This window comes from Enterobacter cloacae complex sp. S1 (genome assembly GCF_014930525.1).
Classification (GTDB): domain Bacteria; phylum Pseudomonadota; class Gammaproteobacteria; order Enterobacterales; family Enterobacteriaceae; genus Enterobacter; species Enterobacter hormaechei_C.
In genome coordinates this window covers 1-24,609 of the sequence record NZ_JADBRE010000013.1, presented here as the reverse complement: position 1 = coordinate 24,609, position 24,609 = coordinate 1, and the positions used below count along the sequence as shown (strand labels likewise).

At 54.3% G+C, this 24,609-nt stretch carries 20 protein-coding genes; 13 read left to right on the top strand and 7 right to left on the bottom strand.

Annotated features, from left to right (window positions below; translation table 11 throughout):
- Positions 1-8: 8 nt before the first annotated feature.
- From yihS to ompL, 5 genes are all read left to right on the top strand, one after another.
- Complete coding sequence (gene yihS / locus IM290_RS10435) at positions 9-1,250, top strand: sulfoquinovose isomerase (RefSeq protein ID WP_193041431.1); 1,242 nt, start codon at positions 9-11, stop codon at positions 1,248-1,250.
- 16 nt (positions 1,251-1,266) lie between these two features.
- Positions 1,267-3,291: an alpha-glucosidase gene (locus IM290_RS10430; RefSeq protein ID WP_193041430.1), complete on the top strand. Its 2,025-nt coding sequence runs from the start codon at positions 1,267-1,269 to the stop codon at positions 3,289-3,291.
- A 45-nt stretch (positions 3,292-3,336) separates the two neighbouring features.
- Positions 3,337-4,719, top strand: a complete 1,383-nt coding sequence (locus IM290_RS10425; protein ID WP_003861932.1) for an MFS transporter — start codon at positions 3,337-3,339, stop codon at positions 4,717-4,719.
- A 43-nt stretch (positions 4,720-4,762) separates the two neighbouring features.
- The gene (locus IM290_RS10420; RefSeq protein ID WP_193041429.1) at positions 4,763-6,187 is read left to right on the top strand and encodes an MFS transporter; all 1,425 of its coding nucleotides are present in this window, start codon (positions 4,763-4,765) and stop codon (positions 6,185-6,187) included.
- A gap of 74 nt (positions 6,188-6,261) precedes the next feature.
- Positions 6,262-6,948: a porin OmpL gene (gene ompL, locus IM290_RS10415; RefSeq protein ID WP_193041428.1), complete on the top strand. Its 687-nt coding sequence runs from the start codon at positions 6,262-6,264 to the stop codon at positions 6,946-6,948.
- A gap of 80 nt (positions 6,949-7,028) precedes the next feature.
- Here ompL and typA read toward each other — a convergent pair whose 3' ends face one another.
- Complete coding sequence (typA, locus tag IM290_RS10410; protein ID WP_006808726.1) at positions 7,029-8,852, bottom strand: ribosome-dependent GTPase TypA; 1,824 nt, start codon at positions 8,850-8,852, stop codon at positions 7,029-7,031.
- 377 nt (positions 8,853-9,229) lie between these two features.
- Here typA and glnA point away from each other — a divergent pair, with 377 nt between their 5' ends.
- The 4 genes from glnA (at position 9,230) to IM290_RS10390 (ending at position 13,501) form a co-directional block, all read left to right on the top strand.
- The gene (gene glnA / locus IM290_RS10405) at positions 9,230-10,639 is read left to right on the top strand and encodes a glutamate--ammonia ligase (protein ID WP_003861925.1); all 1,410 of its coding nucleotides are present in this window, start codon (positions 9,230-9,232) and stop codon (positions 10,637-10,639) included.
- A 167-nt stretch (positions 10,640-10,806) separates the two neighbouring features.
- Positions 10,807-11,856 carry a nitrogen regulation protein NR(II) gene (glnL, locus tag IM290_RS10400; protein ID WP_003861923.1) on the top strand — a complete coding sequence of 350 codons (1,050 nt, stop codon included), beginning with the start codon at positions 10,807-10,809 and terminating at the stop codon, positions 11,854-11,856.
- 11 nt (positions 11,857-11,867) lie between these two features.
- Positions 11,868-13,280, top strand: a complete 1,413-nt coding sequence (gene glnG / locus IM290_RS10395) for a nitrogen regulation protein NR(I) (protein WP_193041427.1) — start codon at positions 11,868-11,870, stop codon at positions 13,278-13,280.
- Positions 13,281-13,390: 110 nt separating this feature from the next.
- Positions 13,391-13,501, top strand: coding sequence for a YshB family small membrane protein (locus tag IM290_RS10390; protein WP_017382667.1), 111 nt, complete (start codon positions 13,391-13,393; stop codon positions 13,499-13,501).
- A 100-nt stretch (positions 13,502-13,601) separates the two neighbouring features.
- Here the strand turns inward: IM290_RS10390 and hemN are convergent, their stop codons facing one another.
- Both hemN and yihI read right to left on the bottom strand, forming a co-directional pair.
- Positions 13,602-14,975, bottom strand: coding sequence for an oxygen-independent coproporphyrinogen III oxidase (hemN, locus tag IM290_RS10385; RefSeq protein ID WP_193041426.1), 1,374 nt, complete (start codon positions 14,973-14,975; stop codon positions 13,602-13,604).
- A gap of 188 nt (positions 14,976-15,163) precedes the next feature.
- Entirely contained in the window at positions 15,164-15,679 is a 516-nt protein-coding gene (gene yihI / locus IM290_RS10380) for a Der GTPase-activating protein YihI (protein ID WP_193041425.1), read from the bottom strand.
- A 579-nt stretch (positions 15,680-16,258) separates the two neighbouring features.
- Here yihI and yihA point away from each other — a divergent pair.
- A complete protein-coding gene (yihA, locus tag IM290_RS10375) occupies positions 16,259-16,888 on the top strand; it encodes a ribosome biogenesis GTP-binding protein YihA/YsxC (RefSeq protein ID WP_003861913.1) in 630 nt (209 codons plus the stop codon).
- 312 nt (positions 16,889-17,200) lie between these two features.
- On the opposite strand, the gene polA is transcribed toward yihA, so the two are convergent.
- Positions 17,201-19,990, bottom strand: a complete 2,790-nt coding sequence (gene polA, locus IM290_RS10370) for a DNA polymerase I (protein WP_193041424.1) — start codon at positions 19,988-19,990, stop codon at positions 17,201-17,203.
- A 439-nt stretch (positions 19,991-20,429) separates the two neighbouring features.
- On the opposite strand from polA, the gene IM290_RS10365 reads away from it, so the two are divergent.
- Entirely contained in the window at positions 20,430-21,338 is a 909-nt protein-coding gene (locus IM290_RS10365; protein WP_193042658.1) for an acyltransferase, read from the top strand.
- 22 nt (positions 21,339-21,360) lie between these two features.
- Here IM290_RS10365 and dsbA read toward each other — a convergent pair whose 3' ends face one another.
- From dsbA to IM290_RS10350, 3 genes are all read right to left on the bottom strand, one after another.
- Positions 21,361-21,984, bottom strand: a complete 624-nt coding sequence (gene dsbA / locus IM290_RS10360) for a thiol:disulfide interchange protein DsbA (protein WP_015569896.1) — start codon at positions 21,982-21,984, stop codon at positions 21,361-21,363.
- A gap of 27 nt (positions 21,985-22,011) precedes the next feature.
- On the bottom strand, positions 22,012-22,998 hold the full coding sequence (locus IM290_RS10355) for a serine/threonine protein kinase (RefSeq protein WP_193042659.1): 987 nt from the start codon (positions 22,996-22,998) through the stop codon (positions 22,012-22,014).
- A gap of 75 nt (positions 22,999-23,073) precedes the next feature.
- Positions 23,074-23,343 (bottom strand): YihD family protein, encoded by a 270-nt coding sequence (locus tag IM290_RS10350; RefSeq protein ID WP_003861904.1) that lies wholly within the window; start codon positions 23,341-23,343, stop codon positions 23,074-23,076.
- Between the two features lie 68 nt (positions 23,344-23,411).
- Between IM290_RS10350 and mobA the strand changes: the two genes are divergently transcribed.
- Positions 23,412-23,996, top strand: a complete 585-nt coding sequence (gene mobA, locus IM290_RS10345; protein WP_017694040.1) for a molybdenum cofactor guanylyltransferase MobA — start codon at positions 23,412-23,414, stop codon at positions 23,994-23,996.
- Positions 23,993-24,496 carry a molybdopterin-guanine dinucleotide biosynthesis protein MobB gene (gene mobB, locus IM290_RS10340; RefSeq protein ID WP_017694039.1) on the top strand — a complete coding sequence of 168 codons (504 nt, stop codon included), beginning with the start codon at positions 23,993-23,995 and terminating at the stop codon, positions 24,494-24,496. The genes mobA and mobB overlap by 4 nt, the downstream gene beginning before the upstream one ends.
- Positions 24,497-24,609 lie beyond the last annotated feature (113 nt).

The window sequence follows — 24,609 nt, the reverse complement described above, 5'->3', positions numbered from 1 at the left end:
ACCCGAACATGAAATGGTTTAACACCCTGAGCCATAACCGCTGGCTCGAACAAGAGACCGACCGCATTCTCGATTTCGGTAAAAGCGCCGCCGTACCGACCGGCTTTGGCTGGCTGGGCAATAACGGGCAGGTGCGCAGCGATATGGGCACCCATCTGTGGATCACCGCCCGCATGCTGCACGTTTACGCGGTGGCGGCGAACATGGGGCGCCCCGGCGCGTACGCGCTGGTTGAGCACGGCATTAATGCCCTGAACGGTCCGCTGCGCGATAAACAGCACGGCGGCTGGTACGCCTGCGTAAACGATGAAGGCGTGATTGATGCGTCCAAGCAGGGCTATCAGCATTTCTTCGTCCTGCTGGGCGCGGCGAGCGCCGTCACCACCGGCCACCCGCAGGCACGCAAGCTGCTGGACAATGCCATCGAGGTGATTGAGCGCTACTTCTGGAGCGAACAGGAGCAGATGTGCCTGGAGTCCTGGGACGAAGCCTTCAGCAAAACGGAAGACTATCGCGGCGGTAACGCCAATATGCACGCCGTGGAAGCCTTCCTCATCGTCTATGACGTGACCCACGACCGGAAATGGCTCGACCGCGCCTTGCGTATCGCCTCGGTGATTATTCACGACGTGGCGCGCAAAGGGGAGTACCGCGTTAACGAGCATTTCGACACCAGCTGGAACCCGATCCGCGATTACAACATCGATAACCCTGCCCACCGCTTCCGCGCCTACGGCGGCACGCCGGGGCACTGGATCGAGTGGGGCCGCCTGATGCTGCACCTGCGTGCCGCGCTGGAAGCCCGCTTTGAAACCCCGCCGGAGTGGCTGCTGGAAGATGCGAAAGGCCTGTTTCACGCCACTATTCGCGACGCCTGGGCACCCGACGGGGCGGACGGCTTTGTCTACTCCGTGGGCTGGGACGGCAAGCCTATCGTGCGCGAACGCGTGCGCTGGCCAATCGTCGAGGCGATGGGCACGGCTTACGCGCTCTACACCGTCACTGGTGAGGCGCAGTACGAAGCCTGGTATCAGAAATGGTGGGATTACTGCATCAAGTACCTGATGGATTACGAAAACGGTTCATGGTGGCAGGAGCTGGACACCAATAACGAAGTGACCACCAAAGTCTGGGACGGCAAGCAGGATATTTACCACCTGCTGCACTGCCTGGTGATCCCCCGCCTGCCGCTGGCGCCGGGCTTAGCCCCTGCCGTCGCCGCCGGATTACTGGATAGCCAGGCCAAATAATAAAGACGGAGTTTTTATGCGTACCCTACACAATATTGACCTGAAAAATAACGAAAGTGGTTTCACCCTGCGCTGGCAGGACCGTCTGATTTTATCCCACTCTGCGGATGCCCCCTGCCTGTGGATCGGTGCAGGCGAAGCGGATATCGAGATGTTTCGCGGCAATTTCAGCATCAAAGACAAGCTTAACGAAAAGATTGCCCTGACGAACGCGACCGTCACGCAGCAAAGCGCGGCCTGGGCAATCCGCTTTACCCGCGGCGACGCGGTGAGCGCGACGCTGCTGGTGGGCGTGGATGCGGAAGGCCGTCTTGAGCTGAAGCTGAAAAATGACGCCGCCAGCCATAACCGCATCTGGCTGCGGCTGGCGGCTCAGCCTGACGATCATATCTACGGCTGCGGCGAGCAGTTCTCGTATTTCGATCTGCGCGGCAAGCCGTTCCCGCTGTGGACCAGCGAGCAGGGCGTGGGCCGCAACAAGCAGACCTACGTCACCTGGCAGGCCGACTGCAAAGAGAACGCGGGCGGCGATTACTACTGGACCTTCTTCCCACAGCCTACCCTCGTGAGCACCCAGAAGTACTACTGCCACGTGGATAACAGCTGTTATATGAACTTCGACTTCAGCGCGCCGGACTTCCACGAGCTGGCATTCTGGGAAGATAACGCCACGCTGCGCTTCGAATGCGCAGAAACCTACGTCGATCTGCTGGAAAAACTGACCGGCCTGCTGGGGCGTCAGCCTGAACTGCCGGACTGGGTTTACGACGGCGTGACGCTGGGTATTCAGGGCGGCACCGATGTGTGTCAGCAGAAGCTCGACGCCATGCGCGAGGGCGGCGTGAAGGTAAACGGCATCTGGGCGCAGGACTGGTCCGGCATCCGGATGACCTCCTTTGGCAAACGCGTAATGTGGAACTGGAAGTGGAACAGCGCGCTCTATCCGCAGCTTGATGAGCGGATTGCGCAGTGGAAAGAGGAAGGCGTGCAGTTCCTCTCCTATATCAACCCGTACGTCGCCAGCGATAAAGATCTCTGCGAAGAGGCGTCGAAGCGCGGCTATCTGACCAAAGATGCCGACGGCAAGGATTACCACGTTGAGTTCGGCGAGTTCTACGCGGGCGTTATCGACCTGACTAACCCGGAAGCCTACAGCTGGTACAAAGAGGTGATCAAAAAGAACCTGATCGAACTGGGCTGCGGCGGCTGGATGGCCGATTTCGGGGAATATCTGCCGACCGATACCTTCCTGCACAACGGCGTGAGCGCGGAGATCATGCATAACGCCTGGCCTGCCCTGTGGGCGAAATGTAACTACGAAGCGCTGGAGGAGACCGGCAAGCTCGGGGAGATCCTGTTCTTCATGCGCGCGGGCTACACCGGCAGCCAGAAGCACTCGGTGATGATGTGGGCGGGGGATCAGAACGTCGACTGGAGCCTGGACGATGGTCTGGCGTCCGTCGTACCGGCGGCGCTGTCGCTGGCGATGACCGGGCACGGGCTGCACCACAGCGACATTGGCGGCTATACGACCCTCTTCGAGATGAAGCGCAGCAAAGAGCTGCTGCTGCGCTGGTGCGACTTCAGCGCCTTTACGCCGATGATGCGTACCCACGAGGGCAACCGCCCTGGCGACAACTGGCAGTTCGACGGCGACGCGGACACCATCGCCCACTTCGCGCGCATGACCACCGTCTTCACCACTCTGAAGCCGTACATCAAAGCTGCGGTAGCGCAGAACGCGAAGAGCGGCCTACCGGTGATGCGCCCGCTGTTCCTGCACTACGAGGACGACGCGCGCGCCTACACGCTGAAATACCAGTACCTGTTTGGCCGCGATCTGCTGGTGGCGCCGGTTCATGAAGAGGGACGCCGCGACTGGTCGCTCTATCTGCCGCAGGACACCTGGGTCAATGCGTGGACCGGGGAAACCTGCCAGGGCGGTGACATCACCGTTGATGCCCCGCTCGGCAAACCGCCGGTCTTCTATCGCCAGCACAGCGAATGGGCAGATCTGTTTAGCACCTTACGTCATATCTGATAAGGCTCGCCCGCGGGGAAACCTGCGGGCAGACGGAGAACAATAATGAGTCAACATACTTCTGATCCGGCAACCCTGCGCCTGCCGTTTAAAGAAAAACTCGCCTACGGGATGGGCGATCTCGGCTCTAACATCCTGCTGGATATCGGCACGCTGTATCTGCTGAAGTTCTACACCGACGTGCTGGGGCTGCCTGGCACCTACGGCGGGATTATCTTCCTGATTGCGAAGTTTTTTACCGCCTTCACCGACATGGGCACCGGGATCATGCTCGATTCCCGGCGCAAGATCGGCCCGAAAGGGAAATTCCGCCCGTTCGTGCTGTATGCAGCCTTCCCGGTAACGTTGCTGGCGATAGCTAACTTCGTCGGCACACCGTTTGAAATTACCGGTAAAACGGTGATGGCGACGGTGCTGTTCATGCTGTACGGCCTGTTCTTCAGCATGATGAACTGCTCCTACGGCGCGATGGTGCCCGCCATTACCAAAAACCCGGACGAGCGTGCTTCGCTGGCCGCCTGGCGCCAGGGCGGCGCCACGCTGGGTCTGCTGCTCTGTACGGTGGGCTTTGTCCCGGTGATGAACCTGATTGAGGGCAACGACCAGCTTGGCTACATCTTTGCCGCCACCCTCTTCTCGCTGTTCGGGTTGTTCTTTATGTGGTGGTGCTATAAAGGCGTAACCGAGCGTTACGTCGAGACGCAGCCTGCTAACCCGGCGCAGAAACCGGGGCTGTTGCAGTCATTTCGCGCCATCGCCGGGAACCGTCCGCTGTTTATCCTGTGCATCGCTAACCTGTGCACGCTGGGCGCCTTTAACGTTAAGCTCGCCATTCAGGTCTACTACACGCAGTACGTACTGAACGACCCGATCCTGCTGTCGTACATGGGCTTCTTCAGCATGGGCTGTATTTTTATCGGCGTCTTTATGATGCCCGGCGCGGTGCGGCGCTTCGGTAAGAAAAAGGTCTACATCAGCGGGCTGATGATTTGGGTGGCGGGCGATCTGCTTAACTACTTCTTCGGCGGCGGCTCGGTGAGCTTCGTGGCGTTCTCCTGTCTGGCGTTCTTTGGCTCCGCGTTCGTGAACAGCCTGAACTGGGCGCTGGTCTCCGATACCGTGGAATACGGCGAGTGGCGCACCGGCGTACGCTCCGAGGGGACGGTCTACACCGGCTTTACCTTCTTCCGTAAGGTATCGCAGGCGCTGGCGGGCTTCTTCCCGGGGATCATGCTCACGCAGATCGGCTATGTGCCCAACGTGGTGCAATCCGCCGGCACGGTTGAAGGGCTACGGCAGCTGATATTTATCTATCCGAGTCTGCTGGCAGTCATCACCATCGTGGCGATGGGCTGCTTCTACAACCTTAACGAGAAGATGTATGTGCGCATCGTGGAAGAAATTGAGCTGCGCAAACGTACGGCATAAATGACGTGATTGAGCGCCCTGCGGGGCGCTTTGAGGATCGACCATGACACATAATACTGATCCGTTAACCCTGAAATTGAGCCTGCGAGAGAAGTGCGCCTACGGGATGGGCGATTTTGGCTCGAACCTGATGCTGTGTATTGGCACGCTGTATCTGCTGAAGTTTTACACCGATGAACTGGGCATGCCGGCGTTCTATGGCGGCATTATTTTCCTCGTCGCGAAGTTTTTCACCGCGTTTACCGACATGCTGACCGGGGTGCTGCTGGACTCCCGGCGTAATATCGGCGCGCGGGGCAAATTCCGGCCATTCATTCTCTACGCCTCCGTTCCGGTGGCGCTGGTGGCCACGGCGCAGTTTATGGCCAACGACTTTAGCCTGACGGTGAAAACGGCCCTCGCCACCGTGCTCTTCATGATGTTTGGCCTCTGCTACAGCCTGATGAACTGCGCCTACGGTGCAATGGTTCCGGCCATCACCAAAAACCCGAACGAGCGCGCGCAGCTTGCGGCGTGGCGTCAGGGCGGCGCAACGGTAGGACTGTTGCTCTGCACTGTCGGCTTTATGCCGATTCAGGCGCTGTTCGTCAGCCAGCCCTCACTCGGCTATCTGGTGGCCGCGCTGATGTTCGTCACCGGGGGACTGTTCTGCATGTGGTGGTGCTACAGCGGGGTGAAAGAGCGCTACGTCGAGCTTACGCCCGATCACCATAAGCCCGGCATTCTGAAATCGTTCTGCGCGATTTTCCGCAATCCGCCGCTGCTGGTGCTGTGCATCGCCAACCTGTGTACCCTCGCCGCGTTTAACATCAAGCTGGCGATTCAGGTCTATTACACCCAGTACGTGCTGAACGATCTGCATCTCCTGTCATGGATGGGCTTTTTCAGCATGGGTTGCATTCTGATTGGCGTGTTTCTGGTGCCTGGCGCGGTGAAGCTCTTTGGCAAGAAGCCGGTCTATCTGGGCGGGCTGACGCTGTGGGCGGTGGGCGACGTGCTGAACTTCGTCTGGGGGACCAGTTCCCTGTTGTTCGTGCTCTTTTCCTGCATGGCCTTTTTCGGCACCGCGTTTGTGAACAGCCTGAACTGGGCGCTGGTGCCGGATACGGTTGATTACGGCGAGTGGAAAACCGGGATCCGCGCCGAAGGGTCGGTGTATACCGGCTATACCTTCTCGCGCAAAATCTCCGCGGCGCTGGCCGGTTTTCTGCCCGGTATCATGCTGACCCAGATTGGCTACGTTCCGCATGCCGTGCAGAGCGCGGGCACGCTGCTTGGGTTGCGTCAGCTTATTTTCCTCTGGCCGTGCGGCCTGGCGATCGTTGCCGCCGTGACCATGGGGCTGTTTTATAAACTCAACGAAGCGCGCTTCGCCTTTATTATCGAGGAGATTGGAAAACGGAAAAAACAGACAGCAAATACCCCTGAGATAACCACCAACAATAAAGCGTCAGCAGTCACTTTATAACAATAAATCCGGCCAGTATGTCCTTTCTGTTTATCAGGAGGGAGGCCTTTCTGTACCTGATACATGGACAAATTATGAAAAGAATCATCACCGTACTGATCGTGTCGTCTGTGTCCTGCCCGGTTTTTGCCGGGGCCTATGTCGAAACGCGCGAAGCCTACAACACCGCCTCTGAGCTGCACGAAGTGATCCTGCGTGCGGGCTATAACTTCGATATGGGCGCGGGACTGATGTTCACCAACGCTTATAACGTGGGGAAATGGGACGAACTGAAGCACAGCTATAACGAAATCGAGGGGTGGTATCCACTCTTCAAACCGACCGACAAACTGACCTTCCAGCCCGGCGGCTTGATTAATGACAGCAGCGCAGGATCAGGTGGCGCGGTTTATTTAGATACCAATTACAAATTTACGGACTGGTTTAATCTGACGTTCCGCTATCGCTATAACCATAACAATTACGATACGCCGGACTATAACGGGCAGATGGATAAGAACGACACACATGAATTTGCCAACTACTGGAATTTCAAAGCGACGGATGCGTTTTTCTACACCTTTGAGCCGCACTTTTTCCAGCGGGTGAATGATTACCACAGCAAAAATGGCAAAGATCATCACTGGGAAATTACCAATAAATTCAGCTATAAGATCGACAGAAACTGGCTGCCGTATCTTGAGCTACAGTGGCTGGACCGATGGAATGATTACAACCGCGAGCAGTACCGGATCCGTTTAGGGTTGCGGTATTCGTTCTAATAAAAAAAGCCGCTGATCGCTCAGCGGCTTTTTCGTTGCCGGGTGGAGCATGCGCTTACCCGGCCTACGGCATAACCGAATTACTCTTCTTTCGCACCGCGCATTGCACGTTTACGATCGTTCTCGGTCAGGTGACGTTTACGGATACGAATTGACTGAGGCGTCACTTCGACCAGTTCGTCATCATCGATGAATTCCAGAGCCTGCTCCAGCGTCATCTTGATCGGTGGAACCAGAACCGTTGCTTCGTCAGTACCGGACGCACGCATGTTGGTCAGTTTCTTACCGGTCAGGCAGTTTACCGTCAGGTCGTTAGAACGGCTGTGAATACCGATGATCTGGCCTTCGTAAACTTCAGCACCGTGACCCAGGAACAGCTTACCGCGATCCTGCAAACCGAACAGCGCAAACGCAACCGCTTTACCCTGACCGTTGGAGATCAGCACGCCGTTGTTACGCTGGCCCACTTCGCCCGGACGAACGTCGTCGTAGTGGCTGAAGGTGGAGTACAGCAGACCGGTACCGGAAGTCATGGTCATGAACTCAGAACGGAAGCCGATCAGGCCACGGCTTGGGATCACGTAGTCGAGACGTACGCGGCCTTTGCCATCTGGATTCATGTTTTTCAGGTCGCCTTTACGCTCACCCAGTGCCTGCATCACAGAACCCTGGTGCTGCTCTTCAACGTCCAGCGTTACGTTTTCGAATGGCTCTTGTTTACGGCCATCGATTTCGCGGAAGATAACTTTCGGACGGGAAACCGCCATCTCGAAACCTTCACGACGCATGTTCTCAATCAGAACAGACAGGTGCAGCTCACCACGACCCGAAACGCGGAATGCATCAGCGTCTTCGGTTTCTTCAACGCGCAGCGCAACGTTGTGCACCAGCTCTTTGTTCAGGCGGTCAAGGATCTGACGAGAGGTAACAAACTTACCTTCTTTACCACAGAACGGAGAGGTGTTGACGTTGAAGAACATGGATACGGTTGGTTCATCAACGGACAGGGCTGGCAGCGCTTCGACGTTCTGCGGATCGCAGATGGTGTCGGAGATGTTCAGTTCACCCAGACCGGTGATGGCGATGATGTCGCCCGCTTCAGCGATGTCGCTCTCGATACGCTCAAGGCCCAGGTGAGTCAGAACTTTACCGACTTTACCGTTACGGGTTTTGCCTTCGCTATCGATGATAGTGACCTGCTGGTTAGGCTTCACTTTACCGCGCTTGATACGACCAATGCCGATTACGCCAACGTAGTTGTTGTAGTCGAGCTGAGAGATCTGCATTTGCAGGGTGCCTTCCAGGTCAACGTTTGGCGCAGGAACGCGGTCAACAATCGTCTGGTACAGCGGAGTCATGTCTTCCGCCATGTCTTCGTGATCCAGACCGGCGATACCGTTCAGCGCAGACGCATAAACGATAGGGAAGTCCAGCTGTTCGTCGGTCGCGTCGAGGTTAACGAACAGGTCGAAGACCTGGTCAACAACCCAGTCAGGACGCGCGCCAGGACGGTCAACCTTGTTGATCACAACGATAGGTTTCAGGCCGTGGGCAAATGCTTTTTTGGTCACGAAGCGCGTTTGCGGCATAGGGCCATCAAATGCGTCAACCACCAGCAGCACGGAATCCACCATGGACATCACGCGCTCAACTTCACCACCGAAGTCGGCGTGCCCTGGGGTATCAACGATGTTGATACGGTAGTCATTCCATTTGATAGCGGTGTTTTTGGCGAGGATGGTAATCCCACGCTCTTTCTCCAAATCGTTGGAGTCCATCACACGCTCTTGAGTTTCGGCACGAGCATCAAACGTACCGGACTGCTGTAGCAGCTTATCAACCAGGGTAGTTTTACCATGGTCGACGTGCGCGATGATGGCGATATTACGCAATTTTTCGATCACAACTTTGCCTCAGGCATTTAGAAATAGCGCGTTATTGTACACGGATTAATCGCACTACAAAACAGGATCACAAACATCCCCCGCAAACAAGTATTGCAGAGATGCTTTGTGATCGCTTTCACGGAGCGGTAAAAGGGCACTTTAACGTAAATTGCACCAATATGGTGCTCGATGTTCACACAGAAGCACTATAATGGTGCAACAAATCCAATGTGGTGCAGCCCTTCTGCACTATGGTGCGCATGATAACGCCTTTTTGGGGTGTTTTAAAAGTTGGCACAGATTTCGCTTTACAGAAATACAGTAAAAATATGGCAGCCCAGCCGATTTGAAGACCTCGTTACCACGACGACAATGACCAATCTGGAGAGTTAAGTATGTCCGCTGAACACGTTTTGACGATGCTGAACGAACATGAAGTGAAGTTTGTTGATCTGCGCTTCACCGATACCAAAGGTAAAGAACAGCACGTCACGATCCCTGCTCATCAGGTGAACGCCGAATTCTTTGAAGAAGGCAAAATGTTTGACGGCTCCTCCATTGGCGGCTGGAAAGGCATTAACGAATCCGACATGGTTCTGATGCCAGATGCAACCACTGCGCTCATTGACCCGTTCTACGAAGAACCTACGCTGATCATCCGCTGCGATATCCTGGAACCTGGCACGCTGCAAGGCTATGACCGTGACCCACGCTCCATCGCAAAACGCGCTGAAGAGTACCTGCGTTCTACCGGTATCGCAGACACCGTTCTGTTCGGGCCAGAGCCAGAGTTCTTCCTGTTCGATGACATCCGTTTTGGTGCTTCCATTTCTGGTTCCCACGTCGCTATCGATGACATCGAAGGCGCATGGAACTCTTCCACCAAATACGAAGGTGGTAACAAAGGTCACCGTCCGGGCGTGAAAGGCGGTTACTTCCCGGTTCCTCCGGTCGATTCTTCACAGGACATCCGTTCTACCATGTGTCTGATCATGGAAGAGATGGGCCTGGTTGTTGAAGCGCACCACCACGAAGTGGCAACGGCTGGCCAGAATGAAATCGCAACCCGCTTCAACACCATGACCAAAAAAGCGGATGAGATTCAGATCTACAAATACGTTGTGCACAACGTTGCGCACCGTTTCGGTAAAACCGCGACCTTCATGCCAAAACCCATGTTCGGCGACAACGGTTCCGGCATGCACTGCCACATGTCCCTGTCCAAGAACGGCACTAACCTGTTCTCTGGCGACAAATACGCGGGTCTGTCTGAGCAGGCGCTGCACTACATCGGCGGTGTTATCAAACACGCTAAAGCGATCAACGCCCTGGCGAACCCGACCACCAACTCCTACAAGCGTCTGGTCCCAGGCTACGAAGCACCGGTGATGCTGGCGTACTCTGCCCGTAACCGTTCTGCTTCTATCCGTATCCCGGTGGTGGCGTCTCCGAAAGCGCGTCGTATCGAAGTGCGCTTCCCGGACCCGGCGGCTAACCCATACCTGTGCTTCGCAGCACTGCTGATGGCCGGTCTGGACGGTATCAAGAACAAGATCCACCCGGGCGAAGCCATGGACAAAAACCTGTACGACCTGCCGCCAGAAGAAGCGAAAGAGATCCCACAGGTTGCTGGCTCTCTGGAAGAAGCCCTCCAGGCGCTGGACGCAGACCGTGAGTTCCTGACCGCTGGTGGCGTGTTCACTGATGAAGCGATTGACGCTTACATCGCCCTGCGTACTGAAGAGAACGACCGCGTACGTATGACTCCGCACCCGGTTGAGTTCGAACTGTACTACAGCGTTTAATTGATTTGTTTTACCCGGCGCATACGCGTCGGGAGTAGTTGCCGTGGAAACTTTAGCCCATCTTCGGATGGGCTTTTTTCTCCACCAACAACCTGATCTCACGCGCTTTTTACCTCTAAAACGCTATACTGCACTAAAATAGTGCAACGACTCCAGGAGACTGCTGAATGGCAACTGGCACGCTGCCCGATGCTGGGCAGATCCTCAACTCTTTGATTAACAGTATTTTGCTGGTCGACGACGAGCTGGCGGTGCATTACGCCAACCCGGCGGCGCAGCAGCTGCTCGCTCAAAGCGCCCGTAAACTGTTTGGCACGCCGCTGCCGGAACTGCTGAGCTATTTCTCGCTGAATATTGGTCTGATGCAGGAGAGTTTGCAGGCGGGTCAGGGCTTCACCGATAACGAAGTGACGCTGGTGATTGACGGACGCTCGCATATTTTGTCCCTCACCGCACAGCGCCTGCCAGATGGCATGATTCTGCTGGAAATGGCGCCGATGGATAACCAGCGTCGTCTCAGCCAGGAGCAGCTACAGCATGCTCAGCAGATTGCGGCGCGCGACCTGGTACGCGGGCTGGCTCATGAAATTAAAAACCCGCTGGGCGGCTTACGCGGTGCGGCACAGCTTTTGACCAAAGCGCTGCCTGACCCTGCCCTGGCGGAGTATACCAACGTCATTATCGAGCAGGCGGACCGTCTGCGTAATCTGGTCGATCGCCTGCTCGGGCCGCAGCAGCCGGGGATGCATGTTTCAGAAAGCATTCACAAGGTCGCGGAGCGGGTGGTGAAACTCGTCTCTATGGAGCTGCCGGATAACGTCACGCTGGTGCGTGATTACGACCCAAGCCTGCCGGAGCTGGCGCACGATCCGGACCAGATTGAACAGGTGCTGTTGAACATTGTGCGTAACGCGTTGCAGGCGCTGGGCCCGGAGGGTGGCGAAATTATTCTGCGTACCCGCACCGCGTTCCAGCTGACGCTGCACGGCGTGCGTTATCGTCTGGCGGCACGTATTGATGTGGAAGATAACGGGCCGGGGATCCCGCCGCATCTCCAGGACACCCTGTTCTACCCGATGGTCAGCGGTCGCGAAGGCGGCACCGGGCTGGGGTTATCCATAGCCCGTAATTTGATTGACCAACACTCCGGCAAAATTGAATTTACCAGTTGGCCGGGACATACCGAGTTTTCGGTTTTCCTGCCGATTAAAAAATAAAGGTGACGTTTATGCAACGAGGGATAGTCTGGGTAGTCGATGACGATAGCTCCATCCGTTGGGTGCTTGAACGCGCGCTCACAGGAGCGGGATTAAGCTGCACGACATTTGAGAGCGGCAGCGAAGTGCTCGACGCACTCACCACCAAAACGCCGGACGTTCTGCTCTCGGATATTCGCATGCCGGGCATGGACGGACTGGCGCTCTTAAAGCAGATCAAACAGCGCCACCCCATGCTTCCGGTCATCATAATGACAGCCCACTCCGACCTGGATGCCGCCGTTAGCGCCTACCAGCAGGGGGCGTTTGATTATCTGCCAAAACCGTTTGATATCGACGAAGCCGTTGCCCTGGTCGAACGCGCCATCAGCCACTATCAGGAGCAACAGCAGCCCCGCCACGCGCCGGATTTCGGGCCTACGACGGACATCATCGGTGAAGCGCCAGCCATGCAGGACGTGTTTCGCATCATCGGGCGTCTGTCGCGCTCGTCTATCAGCGTCTTGATTAACGGTGAATCAGGGACCGGTAAAGAGCTAGTCGCACACGCCCTGCATCGCCACAGCCCGCGGACGAAAGCGCCTTTCATCGCCCTGAACATGGCGGCGATCCCTAAAGATTTGATTGAATCTGAGCTGTTCGGCCACGAAAAAGGGGCGTTTACCGGGGCAAATACCATTCGTCAGGGACGCTTTGAACAGGCTGACGGCGGAACGCTATTCCTGGATGAAATCGGCGATATGCCGCTGGATGTTCAGACCCGACTGCTGCGCGTGCTGGCAGATGGCCAGTTTTACCGCGTGGGCGGCTATGCGCCGGTGAAGGTGGACGTGCGTATTATTGCCGCGACGCACCAGAACCTGGAGCTGCGCGTGCAGGAGGGGAAATTCCGTGAGGATTTATTCCATCGTCTGAACGTGATCCGCGTCCACCTCCCGCCGCTGCGCGAGCGTCGGGAAGATATCCCGCGTCTGGCGCGCCATTTCCTGCAAGTGGCGGCCCGCGAGCTGGGCGTGGAAGCCAAGCAGCTTCATCCGGAAACGGATGCCGCCCTCACCCGTCTGGCGTGGCCGGGCAACGTGCGTCAGCTGGAAAACACCTGTCGCTGGCTGACCGTAATGGCCGCCGGACAGGAAGTGTTGATTCAGGATCTCCCCGCCGAGCTGTTTGAAGCCACCGTGCCCGAAAGCACCGCCGGACATGCGCTGCCGGACAGCTGGGCGACGCTGCTGGCGCAGTGGGCAGATCGCGCGCTGCGTTCCGGTCATCAAAATCTGCTCTCCGAAGCGCAGCCTGAGATGGAGCGCACGCTGTTGACTACCGCGCTTCGTCATACCCAGGGCCACAAACAGGAAGCGGCTCGCCTGTTGGGATGGGGTCGAAACACCCTGACGCGCAAGCTGAAAGAGCTGGGAATGGAGTGATCTTACTCCGCTGTGTAAAGGTTACTAATTGAGCGCAAAGTGCCGTTATTTTGCGCTTTACTGTTCCGATGAGTTTTGTATGATCGTGCCCGGAAACAGGGGGGAGCATCATGCTGGAATCATTAGTGACTTTGCTTTCGAGCGGAGCAGCAGAAAGCCACACGCCACAAACTGCCGTTGCGGCGGTATTGTGTGCGGCACTGGTTGGGCTGTTTAGCTAACGAGCTGTCGATGAAAAGCCGGGTGGCGGCTTCGCCTTACCCGGCCTACATAAGAGCGAGATGTAGGCCGGGTAAGCGAAGCGCCACCCGGCATTACAGCTCAAATCACCCGCGAGAACTGCTGCATACGCGCCTTCTGACGCAGATAGGCATCGAAGCACATGCAGATATTACGAATCAACAGACGTCCTTTCGGCGTGACGACAATCGCGCTCTCCGACACATCCACCAGCCCGTCTTTCGCCAGCGGCGCCAGAAGCTTCAGGTCTTCGGCAAAGTAATCGCTGAATTGCAGATCCCATTGCGACTCCACCTCGCGGAATTCGAGACGGAAGTTGCAGATAAGCGCCTTAATCACATCACGACGGATGCAGTCGTCGCGCGTTAGCGCAATGCCGCGCCACAGCGCGTTGCCGGTTTCGTCTATCTGCTGATAGTACAGCTTCAGCTCTTTCTGGTTCTGGGCGTAGCAGTCGCCAATCATGCTGATGGCGGAGACGCCCATTCCGAGCAGATCGGTATCGCCCTGGGTGGTGTAGCCCTGGAAGTTACGGTGAAGAACACCTTCGCGCTGGGCAATCGCCAGTTCGTCGTCAGGACGGGCAAAGTGATCCATCCCGATAAACTGATAGCCGGTTTCGGTCAGCGAGGCGATGGTCTCCTGCAAAATGTCCAGCTTTTGCTGGGCGGAAGGCAGATCCGCATCTTTGATTTTGCGCTGAGCGGCGAACAGCGTCGGCAGGTGCGCGTAATTAAAGACGCTCAGACGGTCCGGGTTAAGCTCAGCCACGCGTTTAAGCGTGTAGGCGAAGCTCTCCGGCGTCTGCTTCGGCAGGCCGTAAATCAGGTCTATATTCGTTGAGGTAAAGCCGATTTCACGCGCATGGTTGAGTAAGGCAAAGATAAACGCTTCGTCCTGCTCGCGGTTTACCAGGCGCTGTACTTCTTTGTTGAAGTCCTGTACGCCCATACTCAGGCGGTTGAAGCCTTCGGCGCGCAAATGATCCAGCACATCCAGCTCGATTTCACGCGGATCGACCTCGATCGAAATTTCGGCGTCGTCGTTAAAACTGAAATTGCCGCGCAGCAGCGCCATCAGGCGGCTAATCTGCGCTTTATTCAGATAGGTTGGCGTACCACCGCCCCAGTGAAGCTGGCTGACGTGACGCCCTTTAAACAGCGGTGCGCGGTGCAGAATTTCCTGTTCGAGCGCATCGAGGTATTGATCGGCTTTGTGCTGCTGGCGGGTAACGATTTTATTGCAGCCGCAGAAGTAGCAGAGCTTATGGCAGAACGGAATATGGACGTAGAGCGACAGCGGGCGCTCGGGATAGCGCGCCACAGCTTGCTGAAAATCCGCCTCGCCGAAAGCGTCAGAAAACTCCAGCGCGGTGGGGTATGAGGTATAACGCGGCCCGGAATAGTTATATTTCTGGATCAGGGCCAAATCCCAGTCGATAGATGGTACAGACATGCTCACTCCTTCCGTTGGTGTCGCGTTCGTATACGGCGGCCCCTTCTGGTCCCGTTGCGGGACATCATTCGGGTGCGCAGCCACTTCTGTCGCCGCGACAACCGCCGTAGTTTAACGAATAACCACACCAGATAACATATAACCGGAAGGGTTATAAGCAGGACGAGTGTACCTGCCGGGTGCAAATGTTAGTTTCCACCTTTCAGCAGACGCATCATATCTTCCTGCTTTTCGTCTTCCTCTTCGTCTTCTTCATCATCGTAGGACAGACCCAGCTTCTGCATCAGTTCATCAATGCGGTCCAGTTTGGCGTCCACCCAGGACTGCTCTTCAGCGGTCAGGGTTTCACCCTCTTCAAGACGTTCCAGCAGCGCATCCAGGCGCTCATCGTTCTCCAGCATATCCAGCTCAGCCTGCGGTGAAAGCATAGGTTTCTCGCTCTTTGGTTTGTGCTGCTTAGTGACCGGCGTGTCTGTCACGCCCAGTGGAATGGGAGTTTTACTGCCGATACGAGGATCTTTCTGCTGTTTGCCTTTTGCAGAAGCGCCTGCGTCACCGCCACCGTTAGCACGGCTACCCGCAGCATGGCCACGATGTTTTTTATCGCGTTTGCGATCGCGCGCTTCCTGATTCAGTTCTTCGCGCGTTTTGCGGCGTGCTTTTGCAGGGCGTTTCACGCCCGCAGCGGAGGTCGGTTTTTTCATGATGTTTTATCTTTAAGTCGTTTTCTTCAGTATAGAATTGCGGCGAAATCTAGCAGAAAGCAAGCAAAGAAAAAAGGCGACAGAGCAATCTGTCGCCTTTTTTCCTGACTCACAACCCTTAACGGGTCAGACATTCCCTGTTTGCCTGCAACAAACCCTGTTTATCCCTTGGCTACTACCGTCCGTGATACGGTTCCGTTTCCTGTTAAAAACGCCTCCAGGCGCCGGTCGTCCTGACAATCCTGAGTCTTCGCCTCCTGGCGCTCCTGACCCTTATCCTTAAGTCGTTATCCTGTTGGCATCCTCGCCCTGGCACACACTTTACCTTGTTCCCTTAAACTAACAAGCTATGAAAAGGTACAAAACCGGATTTTCAGATAATTACTCATTAATAACTCTTTGAATTTTAATATTTTGAGTTTTTTAGCGCCTGCGATTTCTCTTAAATTTCTCATACGCTTAAGGGCAGATCTCTTACATTCCATAGGGCTTTCACTTACATGTCAATGACGAAGGGAAAAGCCTTTTGCCCGCATTCAGGTATAATCCCCGCAGATTACGATTTTTGGAGACGACCACGTGACTACCTGGAACTACCAACAGACGCATTTTGTCACCAGTGCGCCCGATATTCGCCACCTGCCCTCAGACACAGGGATTGAAGTGGCATTTGCTGGCCGCTCCAATGCGGGAAAATCCAGTGCCCTGAATACGCTCACCAATCAGAAAAACCTGGCGCGTACCTCAAAAACACCTGGCCGTACTCAGCTGATTAACCTGTTTGAAGTGGCTGAAGGCAAACGCCTGGTCGATTTACCGGGCTACGGTTACGCGCAGGTACCGGAAGAGATGAAGATCAAATGGCAGCGTGCGCTGGGTGAATACCTGGAAAAACGCATGTGTCTGAAAGGTCTGGTGGTGCTGATGGATATTCGTCATCCGCTAAAAGATCTCGACCAGCAGATGATTGACTGGGCGGTGGCAAGCGATATTGCGGTGCTGGTGCTGCTGACAAAAGCAGATAAGCTGGCGAGCGGCGCGCGCAAGGCGCAGGTGAACAAGGTTCGTGAAGCGGTGCTGGCATTCAACGGTGATGTACAGGTTGAACCGTTCTCCTCGCTGAAAAAGCAGGGCGTGGATAAACTGCGACAGAAGCTCGACAGCTGGTTTAACGATCTGGAACCGGCGACTGAAGCGGAAGCAGAGTAACAACAGGCGCGGCGATGACCGCGCTTTTTTTCGCCTGAAACTTTCTTTGCCGCAATAAAAAACGCCCCAGTCATTACTGACTGGGGCGGCTAAAATATTCAGCCAAATCCGATTACGTGAAGTAAAAGGTCTGAAAGATAGAACATCTTACCTCTGTACCCTACGTCGTTAACTCTACTCTTTTTTTATCGCTGGACAAAGCACTTTTTGTAGTTTTTTTTCATTCTTTACATAGGGAATTCTAATGATTGTCACAAAACGCGCGTACTTATGTTGCTTACTTACATAAAACGCGCGTTATTCCGATAACCATTAGTGTGCCTGATCCCAGTTTTCGCCGCTACCCACTTCCACCAGCAATGGTACGTCCAGCTTCATGCTGTTTTCCATCAGTTCATGGATCTTCTGAGAGACCGTCTCCAGATCGTCTTTATGAACTTCAAAGACCAGTTCATCGTGTACCTGCATGATCATTTTCACGCGCGGTTTCTCTTTTTCGAGCCAGGCATCGACGGCAATCATTGCGCGTTTAATGATGTCCGCCGCAGTGCCCTGCATAGGGGCGTTGATCGCAGCACGTTCAGCGCCAGCCCGGCGCGCGGCGTTGCTGGATTTGATGTCCGGAAGGTAGAGACGACGGCCATCCAGCGTTTCAACGTAGCCTTTCTCTTTCGCCTGTGCGCGGGTACGTTCCATATATTCCAGCACGCCCGGATACCGCTCGAAGTAGAGATCCATATACTTCTGCGACTCTTTACGCGGGATATTGAGCTGGCGTGAAAGACCAAAGGCACTCATGCCGTAAATCAGACCGAAGTTGATCGCTTTTGCACTACGACGCTGCTCGTTTGTCACGCTCTCCAGCGGCAGCCCAAACACTTCGGCAGCGGTTGCCCGGTGGATGTCCTTCCCTTCGGCAAAGGCCGTCAGCAGGCCTTTGTCGCGTGACAGGTGCGCCATAATACGCAGTTCGATTTGCGAGTAGTCCGCGGAGACAATCAGATAATCCTCTGGCGCAATGAAAGCCTGGCGAATACGGCGGCCCTCTTCATTACGCACCGGAATGTTCTGAAGGTTAGGATCGGTTGACGAAAGTCGCCCGGTCGCCGCCACAGCCTGGTGATAGGAGGTGTGCACGCGGCCCGTTTTCGGGTTGATCATCAACGGCAGTTTGTCGGTATAGGTCGATTTCAGCTTAGCCAGACCACGGTATTGCAGAATAACTTTTGGCAGCGGATAGTCCAGCGCCAGCTCTTCCAGCACCTCTTCAGACGTTGAAGGGGCGCCACCCGGGGTTTTCTTCAGCGGCTTGATACCCTGTTTTTCAAACAGGATGGTTTGCAGCTGTTTCGGTGAAGACAGGTTAAATGCCTCGCCAGCAAGCTCATGCGCTTTCTGTTCAAGCTCGGTCAGGCGCTGCGCCAGCTCACCAGAGTGGTTATGCAGCACCGTTGGGTCGATTTTAACGCCATTGCGCTCAATGCGGGACAGCACAGGCACCAGCGGCATCTCAATGTTCTGGAACACATTCAGCGGCCCTTCGTGCTTCTGCAATTTCGGCCACATTTTGAGATGCAGCTGTAGCGTGACGTCAGCGTCTTCCGCGGCGTAGCGGCCTGCTTCTTCCAGCGCGATCTGGTTAAAGGTCAGCTGATTTTTGCCCTTACCGGCAATTTCTTCAAAGGTGATGGTTTTGTGTTTCAGCCAACGATCGGATAAGGAATCCATATCATGGCGGCCCGCCACGCTGTCCAGAATGTAAGATTCCAGCATGGTGTCAAAAGCGATACCACGCAGCTCAATGCCGTAGTTTTGCAGAATACCGCGGTCGTACTTCAGGTTTTGCCCGACCTTCAGCGCTTTCTCGTCTTCCAGAATCGGCTTCAGCAGTTCTAAGGCGCGCTCGCGGGAGATTTGCTCCGGCGCATCCAGATAGTCGTGAGCCACCGGAACATAGGCTGCAATACCCGGCTCCGTTGCGAATGACAGGCCCACCATATTAGCCGTAATGTTATCAAGGCTGTCCGTTTCGGTATCGAAAGCAAATACTGGCGCTTTTTTTAGCTTTTCAATCCAGGCGATGAGCCGTGACTCTTCAAGGATGGTTTCATAGTTGTCGAAGGAGAGCGCTACCGCCTCTTCTGCCTGCTCTTCGGCATTGACAACGATGGTCTCTTTCGGCTTCGCCGCAGGTTTAGCCCCTTTCGCCTGAAGCCATTTCCCGGCTTCAACATCCGCGGTCCAGCGTTTAAATTCGTATTTTCTGAACAGGCCAAGCAGTTCCTCGGCGGCGGGTTCCTGCACTTCCAGCTGCTCGCAGGTAAGCTCCAGCTCTACGTCAGTTTTGATGGTGGCCAACTGATAGGAGAGATAAGCCACCTCTTTGTTATCGGCGAGCTTTCCGGCCATGGTTTTTGCGCCACGGAAGGTAAGACCGGCAATTTTGTCGGGTTCTGCATACAGCGTATCCAGCCCGCCCAGCCCTTGCAGCAGCGCCTGAGCTGTTTTTTCGCCTACGCCCGGTACGCCAGGAATGTTATCCGAGGAATCGCCCATCAGGGCGAGGAAATCAATAATGAGCTCTGGCGGCACGCCATATTTGGCGACCACTTCTTCCGGGCCAAGAATGGTGTTTGTCATGGTGTTGATCAGCGTGATCCCGGGCGTTACCAGCTGCGCCATGTCTTTATCACCGGTACTGATCAGAACCGGGCGGCCTGCTTTTTCCGCTTCGCGCGCCAGGGTACCAATTACGTCATCAGCTTCAACGCCTGAGACCGCCAGCAGTGGCAGCCCCATCGCTTTCACCATAGCGTGCAACGGTTCAATTTGCGCACGCAGATCGTCAGGCATAGGGGGACGGTGAGATTTGTAATGCTCAAATAATTCATCGCGGAAGGTTTTACCCTTTGCATCAAACACCACGGCCGCATGGGTTGGGTGGTATTGCAGAATCAGGCTGCGAAGCATATTCAGCACGCCGTACATTGCGCCGGTAGGTTCCCCTGCGCTGTTGGTCAGAGGAGGAAACGCATGATACGCCCGATACAGGTAAGAAGAGCCATCGACGAGTATAAGTGGGTTTTCTGGGATCTGAACCATAATGTCCGTGCCTTTTATGAATTTATGGGTAAAGGATGCCACAGAAGGATGAAAACATCAGGTTTTAGCGCTTTATACAGAAAAAGATTTTGCGATCGGGAAGATCGCTCGCAAAACAAAACTGTGGATAAGTTTGTGCATATTTTTAATACAGGTGAATAACAGCTTTATAAAAGTGATACTGAAAACTTATTTATATAATAAAATCAAAGCATTGCTATAAGATCACTTAAGATCGCGCTTCACTGATGTTTATTTAGTCTATGTGGATATAAGACTTAAGCACTCTGTCTATATGCAAAAATTCGCTGCCTGGCAGGAAAAGCCGCAGCCTCCTGGTGTGAAACCGCCCTGGTCTGAGCGAATTTCTGATAAGATCGGCGCCCAGCACCGGATAGCCGGCTGCTCAATTACAGCTAACTATCTGAATAAATTCATTATGTCGAGAATACTCGCAGCGATAACATTATGGTTAAGCGTCATTTTAACTATTCTGGTTACCATCGCCTGTTCTGTGCCAATCATCGTTGCCGGAATAATTAAACTTCTGCTGCCTGTCCCTCCGGTATGGCGCGCGGTGTCTGCTTTTTGTAATTTTATGATGTACTGCTGGTGTGAAGGGCTGGCGATCCTGCTGCATCTGAACCCCTGGCTGAAGTGGGATGTTCAGGGGATGGAGAAGCTGAACAAAAAGAACTGGTATCTGCTGATCTGCAATCACCACAGCTGGGCCGACATCGTTGTATTGTGCGTACTGTTTCGCAAACACATTCCGATGAACAAATACTTTCTGAAACAGCAGCTGGCCTGGGTGCCTTTCATTGGACTGGCCTGCTGGGCGCTGGATATGCCGTTTATGAAACGCTATTCACGCAGCTATTTAATTCGTCATCCGGAACGCCGCGGTAAGGACGTGGAAACCACGCGCCGTTCTTGCGAGAAGTTTCGCGCGCATCCCACCACCATTGTTAACTTCGTCGAAGGATCACGCTTTACCGAAGAGAAGCGCCAGCAGACTCGTTCTCCTTATCAGAACCTGTTGCCGCCAAAGGCTGCGGGCATCGCAATGGCGCTCAACGTGCTGGGTGAGCAGTTCGATAAATTGTTGAACGTAACGCTCTGCTATCCGGAAAATGACAGGACGCCGTTCTACGATATGCTCAGCGGCAGGCTGACGCGTATCGTTGTCCGCGTTGATCTGATGCCCGTCAACACTGAACTGCACGGGGATTATGTCAACGATAAAAACTTCAAACGTCGTTTCCAGCTTTGGCTTAATACACTCTGGAAAGAGAAAGACGAGCAGATAGCTAAGATTAAATCTTCATACAAAAACGCCGGTCAGTGACCGGCGTTTTTCTTTATGTTTGTTACTTTTTCTCAACCAGGTATTTCACGGTATCAGCGTACTGTTGTACGAAGATATCCATGCTGGTCGTGTCCATACCACGCATATTCACCTGGTATTTGCCGTTAACATACATCGCCGGCACGCCCTGCAACTGGAAGTCAGCGGCAGCTTTTTCCTGCTGTGCCACGAGAGATTTCACCACGAAACTGTTCCAGGCAGCGTCGTAGTCTTCACCTTTAACACCGGCATCCACGAACACTTTACGGATATCTGCCGTAGTTTGTACTGTCTGGGTTTTCTGTACGGCTTCAAACAGAGGCGCGGTGATCTTATCTTCCACACCCAGCGCAATCGCGACCGCCCATGCCTGAGTCAGATCTTTACCCAGTGGGCCAAGGAACTCAACGTGGTATTTCGTCATTTTGGTGCCTTCCGGCAGCTTTTTCTTCACGTTGTCAGAAACATGAAGTACCTGCTCAAACTCGTAGCAGTGCGGGCAGTAGAAGGAGAAGAACTCCAACACCTGAGGCTCGCCAGCAACAGGCTTGTCCAGCGTAATGTACTGCTTGCCGTCGGTAAACTGCGCAGCAGTTGCGCTAAATGCCAGAATCATACCAGCCAGCGCCAGCCAAATTTTTTTCATGATTAACTCTCTCCTGGGTGTGTCCAATTAATACATCGGCGTTAATTGCAAAGGGGGTTCCTGTAGAACCTTAACCTGCGCGGTAAATGTGGATATCTGGTTGCGCCAGTAATCCTCCCCGGTAAGCCAGGGGAAATTTCGGGGAAAAGCCGGGTCTTCCCAACGCCTGATTAACCACGCGAGATAATAAACAAATCGCATCGCACGTAAAGGTTCTATCAAGGCAATTTCGTCTGAATTAAAGGGGATAAATTCTTCATAAGCTTCAATTATGGTCTCAAGCTGCATGCGCTGCTCGGCTTTATCACCGTTGAGCAGCATCCACAGATCCTGCACCGCGGGTCCCATACGTGCGTCATCAAGATCGACAAATAGTGGGCCATCGCGCCAGAGAATATTCCCGGCGTGGCAGTCACCGTGCAGGCGCAGAGTAGTAATATCATCCCGCCAGCAGGCTTTTACAGCATCAATAAGCTTATCGGTCGCCGTGAGGAAATTATCCTTTAGCGCATTCGGGATCAGCGCCGATGTTTCGAATACCTGTCGCGGCTCAATAAGATATTCCTGAACACCAATCGTCGGACGGGCAACAAACGGTTTTCTACGTCCCGTCTGATGAATGCGCCCCAGATAGCGGGCAACCCATTCCATCTGATCGATATTATCTGCCTCAAACTGTCTTCCGCCCAGGCTCGGAAATACCGCGTAGTAAAAGCCCTGATGGGTCAGCAGCGTTTGGTTATTGAATTTAATGGGTGCCGCAACGGGAACATCGTCATCCAGCAGATCGTGGGCAAACTGATGCTCTTCCTGAATTTGTTCTGCGGACCAGCGCTGTGGACGGTAAAACTTTACGACAAAGCGCTGGCGCTCTTCGTCCTGAAATTGGTAGACACGGTTTTCGTAGCTGTTTAAAGGGGTTAACCCGGAATCCACCCGAATACCCTGTTCGAACAGCGCATCCATAATGGTATCCGGGTGTAATGTCTGGAAAGTAAAAGCCTGGTCGTTCATCCGATCATCCGGAAATTATACGAATGATTCAGGATATCATCTTGTGGCGATTTCGGTGGCTCCGCTTACAAGCTTTTACTCTTTAATTACGCCTCGGGCACGCAGTAATGCGGTTTTAAAATCCTCTTCATAATCTTTCTGAATGCCAGGAATAACAGCATCTTTAGCCGAGTCACGCATTTTCAGGTGGTAGATCAGGATGTCGTCAGAAAGGTCTGCCAGTTCGCCATCAAAACCTGACTCTTTCGCCAGTTTCTGTAAAAATTGCATCAGATTCAGCTCTGGCTCTTTTTGCCAGGCCGGCTGGAGAAGCTCAATGACTTCATTAAGACGTTTACATTTCATGGTAGTGCTCCTTTCATTTAGAGAGACACGTTAGCAGGGTCAATCCCACAATAAAAGAGGCGATATTCGTGAATCAATGCCAGGAAATCATCGGAGTTGTTCTGGCCGGGGGCAGGGCAACGCGTATGGGCGGAAAGGATAAGGGGCTTCAGCTCCTGAATAACACACCATTATGGCAGCATGTTGCTGATACGCTTGCAGATCAGGTGTCCTCGATGGCGATCAGCGCTAACCGACATGTTGATATTTATCAGCGCAGCGGGTATCCGGTTTATCAGGATAACCTGGTGGACTACCCCGGTCCGCTGGCGGGAATGCTTTCCGTTATGCAGCAGTCGCATGGAGAGTGGTTTCTCTTTTGTTCATGTGATACGCCCTTCATCCCGTCCTGCCTGGTTGAACGTCTGGTGCAGCGGCGCGGTGGTGCTCCCGTCGTCTGGGTACACGACGGTGAACGCGACCATCCAACGATCGCATTGATTAATCGCTCGTTAATATCCGCGCTGGAAGATTACCTGGCCGCAGGAGAGCGACGCGTTATGGTATTTATGCGTCAGTCCGGAGGGCATTCCGTTGATTTCAGCGACATGAAATCGGCGTTTGTGAATGTAAACACGACGGAAGATTTGCAGATAATGCAGGAGAAGAAATGATACCCGTATTAGCGATCTCTGCCTGGAGTGGCACCGGGAAGACTACGCTGCTAAAAAAACTAATACCTGCACTTTGCGCCAAAGGCATTCGTCCCGGATTGATTAAGCATACGCACCATAACATGGATGTCGATAAGCCGGGGAAAGATAGCTACGAGCTGCGTAAGGCTGGCGCTGCACAAACGATGGTGGCGAGTAACCAGCGCTGGGCGTTAATGACAGAAACACCGGATGAAGCACCGCTGGATCTCGCTTATCTTGTCAGCCGGATGGATCACTCCACGCTGGATCTGGTGCTGGTTGAGGGGTTTAAGCATGAGGCCGTGCCTAAGATCTTGCTGTTCAGAAACGGCGCCGGGCATGATGTTAGCGAACTAATGCTGGATGAGCATGTGATTGCCGTGGCCAGTGACGTTGCGTTGTCGCTGGAAGTACCGGTTCTGGATTTGAATAATGTGGAGGGGATTGCAGCGTTTATTTTGGCGTGGTGTGCAGTCTGAGATCTGCCGGGTGGCGGCTTCGCCTTACCCGGCCTGCCGTTTTTCAGCAAACAAACGCAAAAAGGCCATCCTTCCGGATGGCCTTTTCACTTGTTTGATGCCTGGCAGTTCCC

Coding starts and splice junctions, on each gene's coding strand:
- yihS (WP_193041431.1), top strand. CDS start 9: ATGAAATGGTTTAACACCCTGAGCCATAACCGCTGGCTCGAACAAGAG.
- IM290_RS10430 (WP_193041430.1), top strand. CDS start 1,267: ATGCGTACCCTACACAATATTGACCTGAAAAATAACGAAAGTGGTTTC.
- IM290_RS10425 (WP_003861932.1), top strand. CDS start 3,337: ATGAGTCAACATACTTCTGATCCGGCAACCCTGCGCCTGCCGTTTAAA.
- IM290_RS10420 (WP_193041429.1), top strand. CDS start 4,763: ATGACACATAATACTGATCCGTTAACCCTGAAATTGAGCCTGCGAGAG.
- ompL (WP_193041428.1), top strand. CDS start 6,262: ATGAAAAGAATCATCACCGTACTGATCGTGTCGTCTGTGTCCTGCCCG.
- glnA (WP_003861925.1), top strand. CDS start 9,230: ATGTCCGCTGAACACGTTTTGACGATGCTGAACGAACATGAAGTGAAG.
- glnL (WP_003861923.1), top strand. CDS start 10,807: ATGGCAACTGGCACGCTGCCCGATGCTGGGCAGATCCTCAACTCTTTG.
- glnG (WP_193041427.1), top strand. CDS start 11,868: ATGCAACGAGGGATAGTCTGGGTAGTCGATGACGATAGCTCCATCCGT.
- IM290_RS10390 (WP_017382667.1), top strand. CDS start 13,391: ATGCTGGAATCATTAGTGACTTTGCTTTCGAGCGGAGCAGCAGAAAGC.
- hemN (WP_193041426.1), bottom strand. CDS start 14,975: ATGTCTGTACCATCTATCGACTGGGATTTGGCCCTGATCCAGAAATAT.
- yihI (WP_193041425.1), bottom strand. CDS start 15,679: ATGAAAAAACCGACCTCCGCTGCGGGCGTGAAACGCCCTGCAAAAGCA.
- polA (WP_193041424.1), bottom strand. CDS start 19,990: ATGGTTCAGATCCCAGAAAACCCACTTATACTCGTCGATGGCTCTTCT.
- IM290_RS10365 (WP_193042658.1), top strand. CDS start 20,430: ATGTCGAGAATACTCGCAGCGATAACATTATGGTTAAGCGTCATTTTA.
- dsbA (WP_015569896.1), bottom strand. CDS start 21,984: ATGAAAAAAATTTGGCTGGCGCTGGCTGGTATGATTCTGGCATTTAGC.
- IM290_RS10355 (WP_193042659.1), bottom strand. CDS start 22,998: ATGAACGACCAGGCTTTTACTTTCCAGACATTACACCCGGATACCATT.
- IM290_RS10350 (WP_003861904.1), bottom strand. CDS start 23,343: ATGAAATGTAAACGTCTTAATGAAGTCATTGAGCTTCTCCAGCCGGCC.
- mobB (WP_017694039.1), top strand. CDS start 23,993: ATGATACCCGTATTAGCGATCTCTGCCTGGAGTGGCACCGGGAAGACT.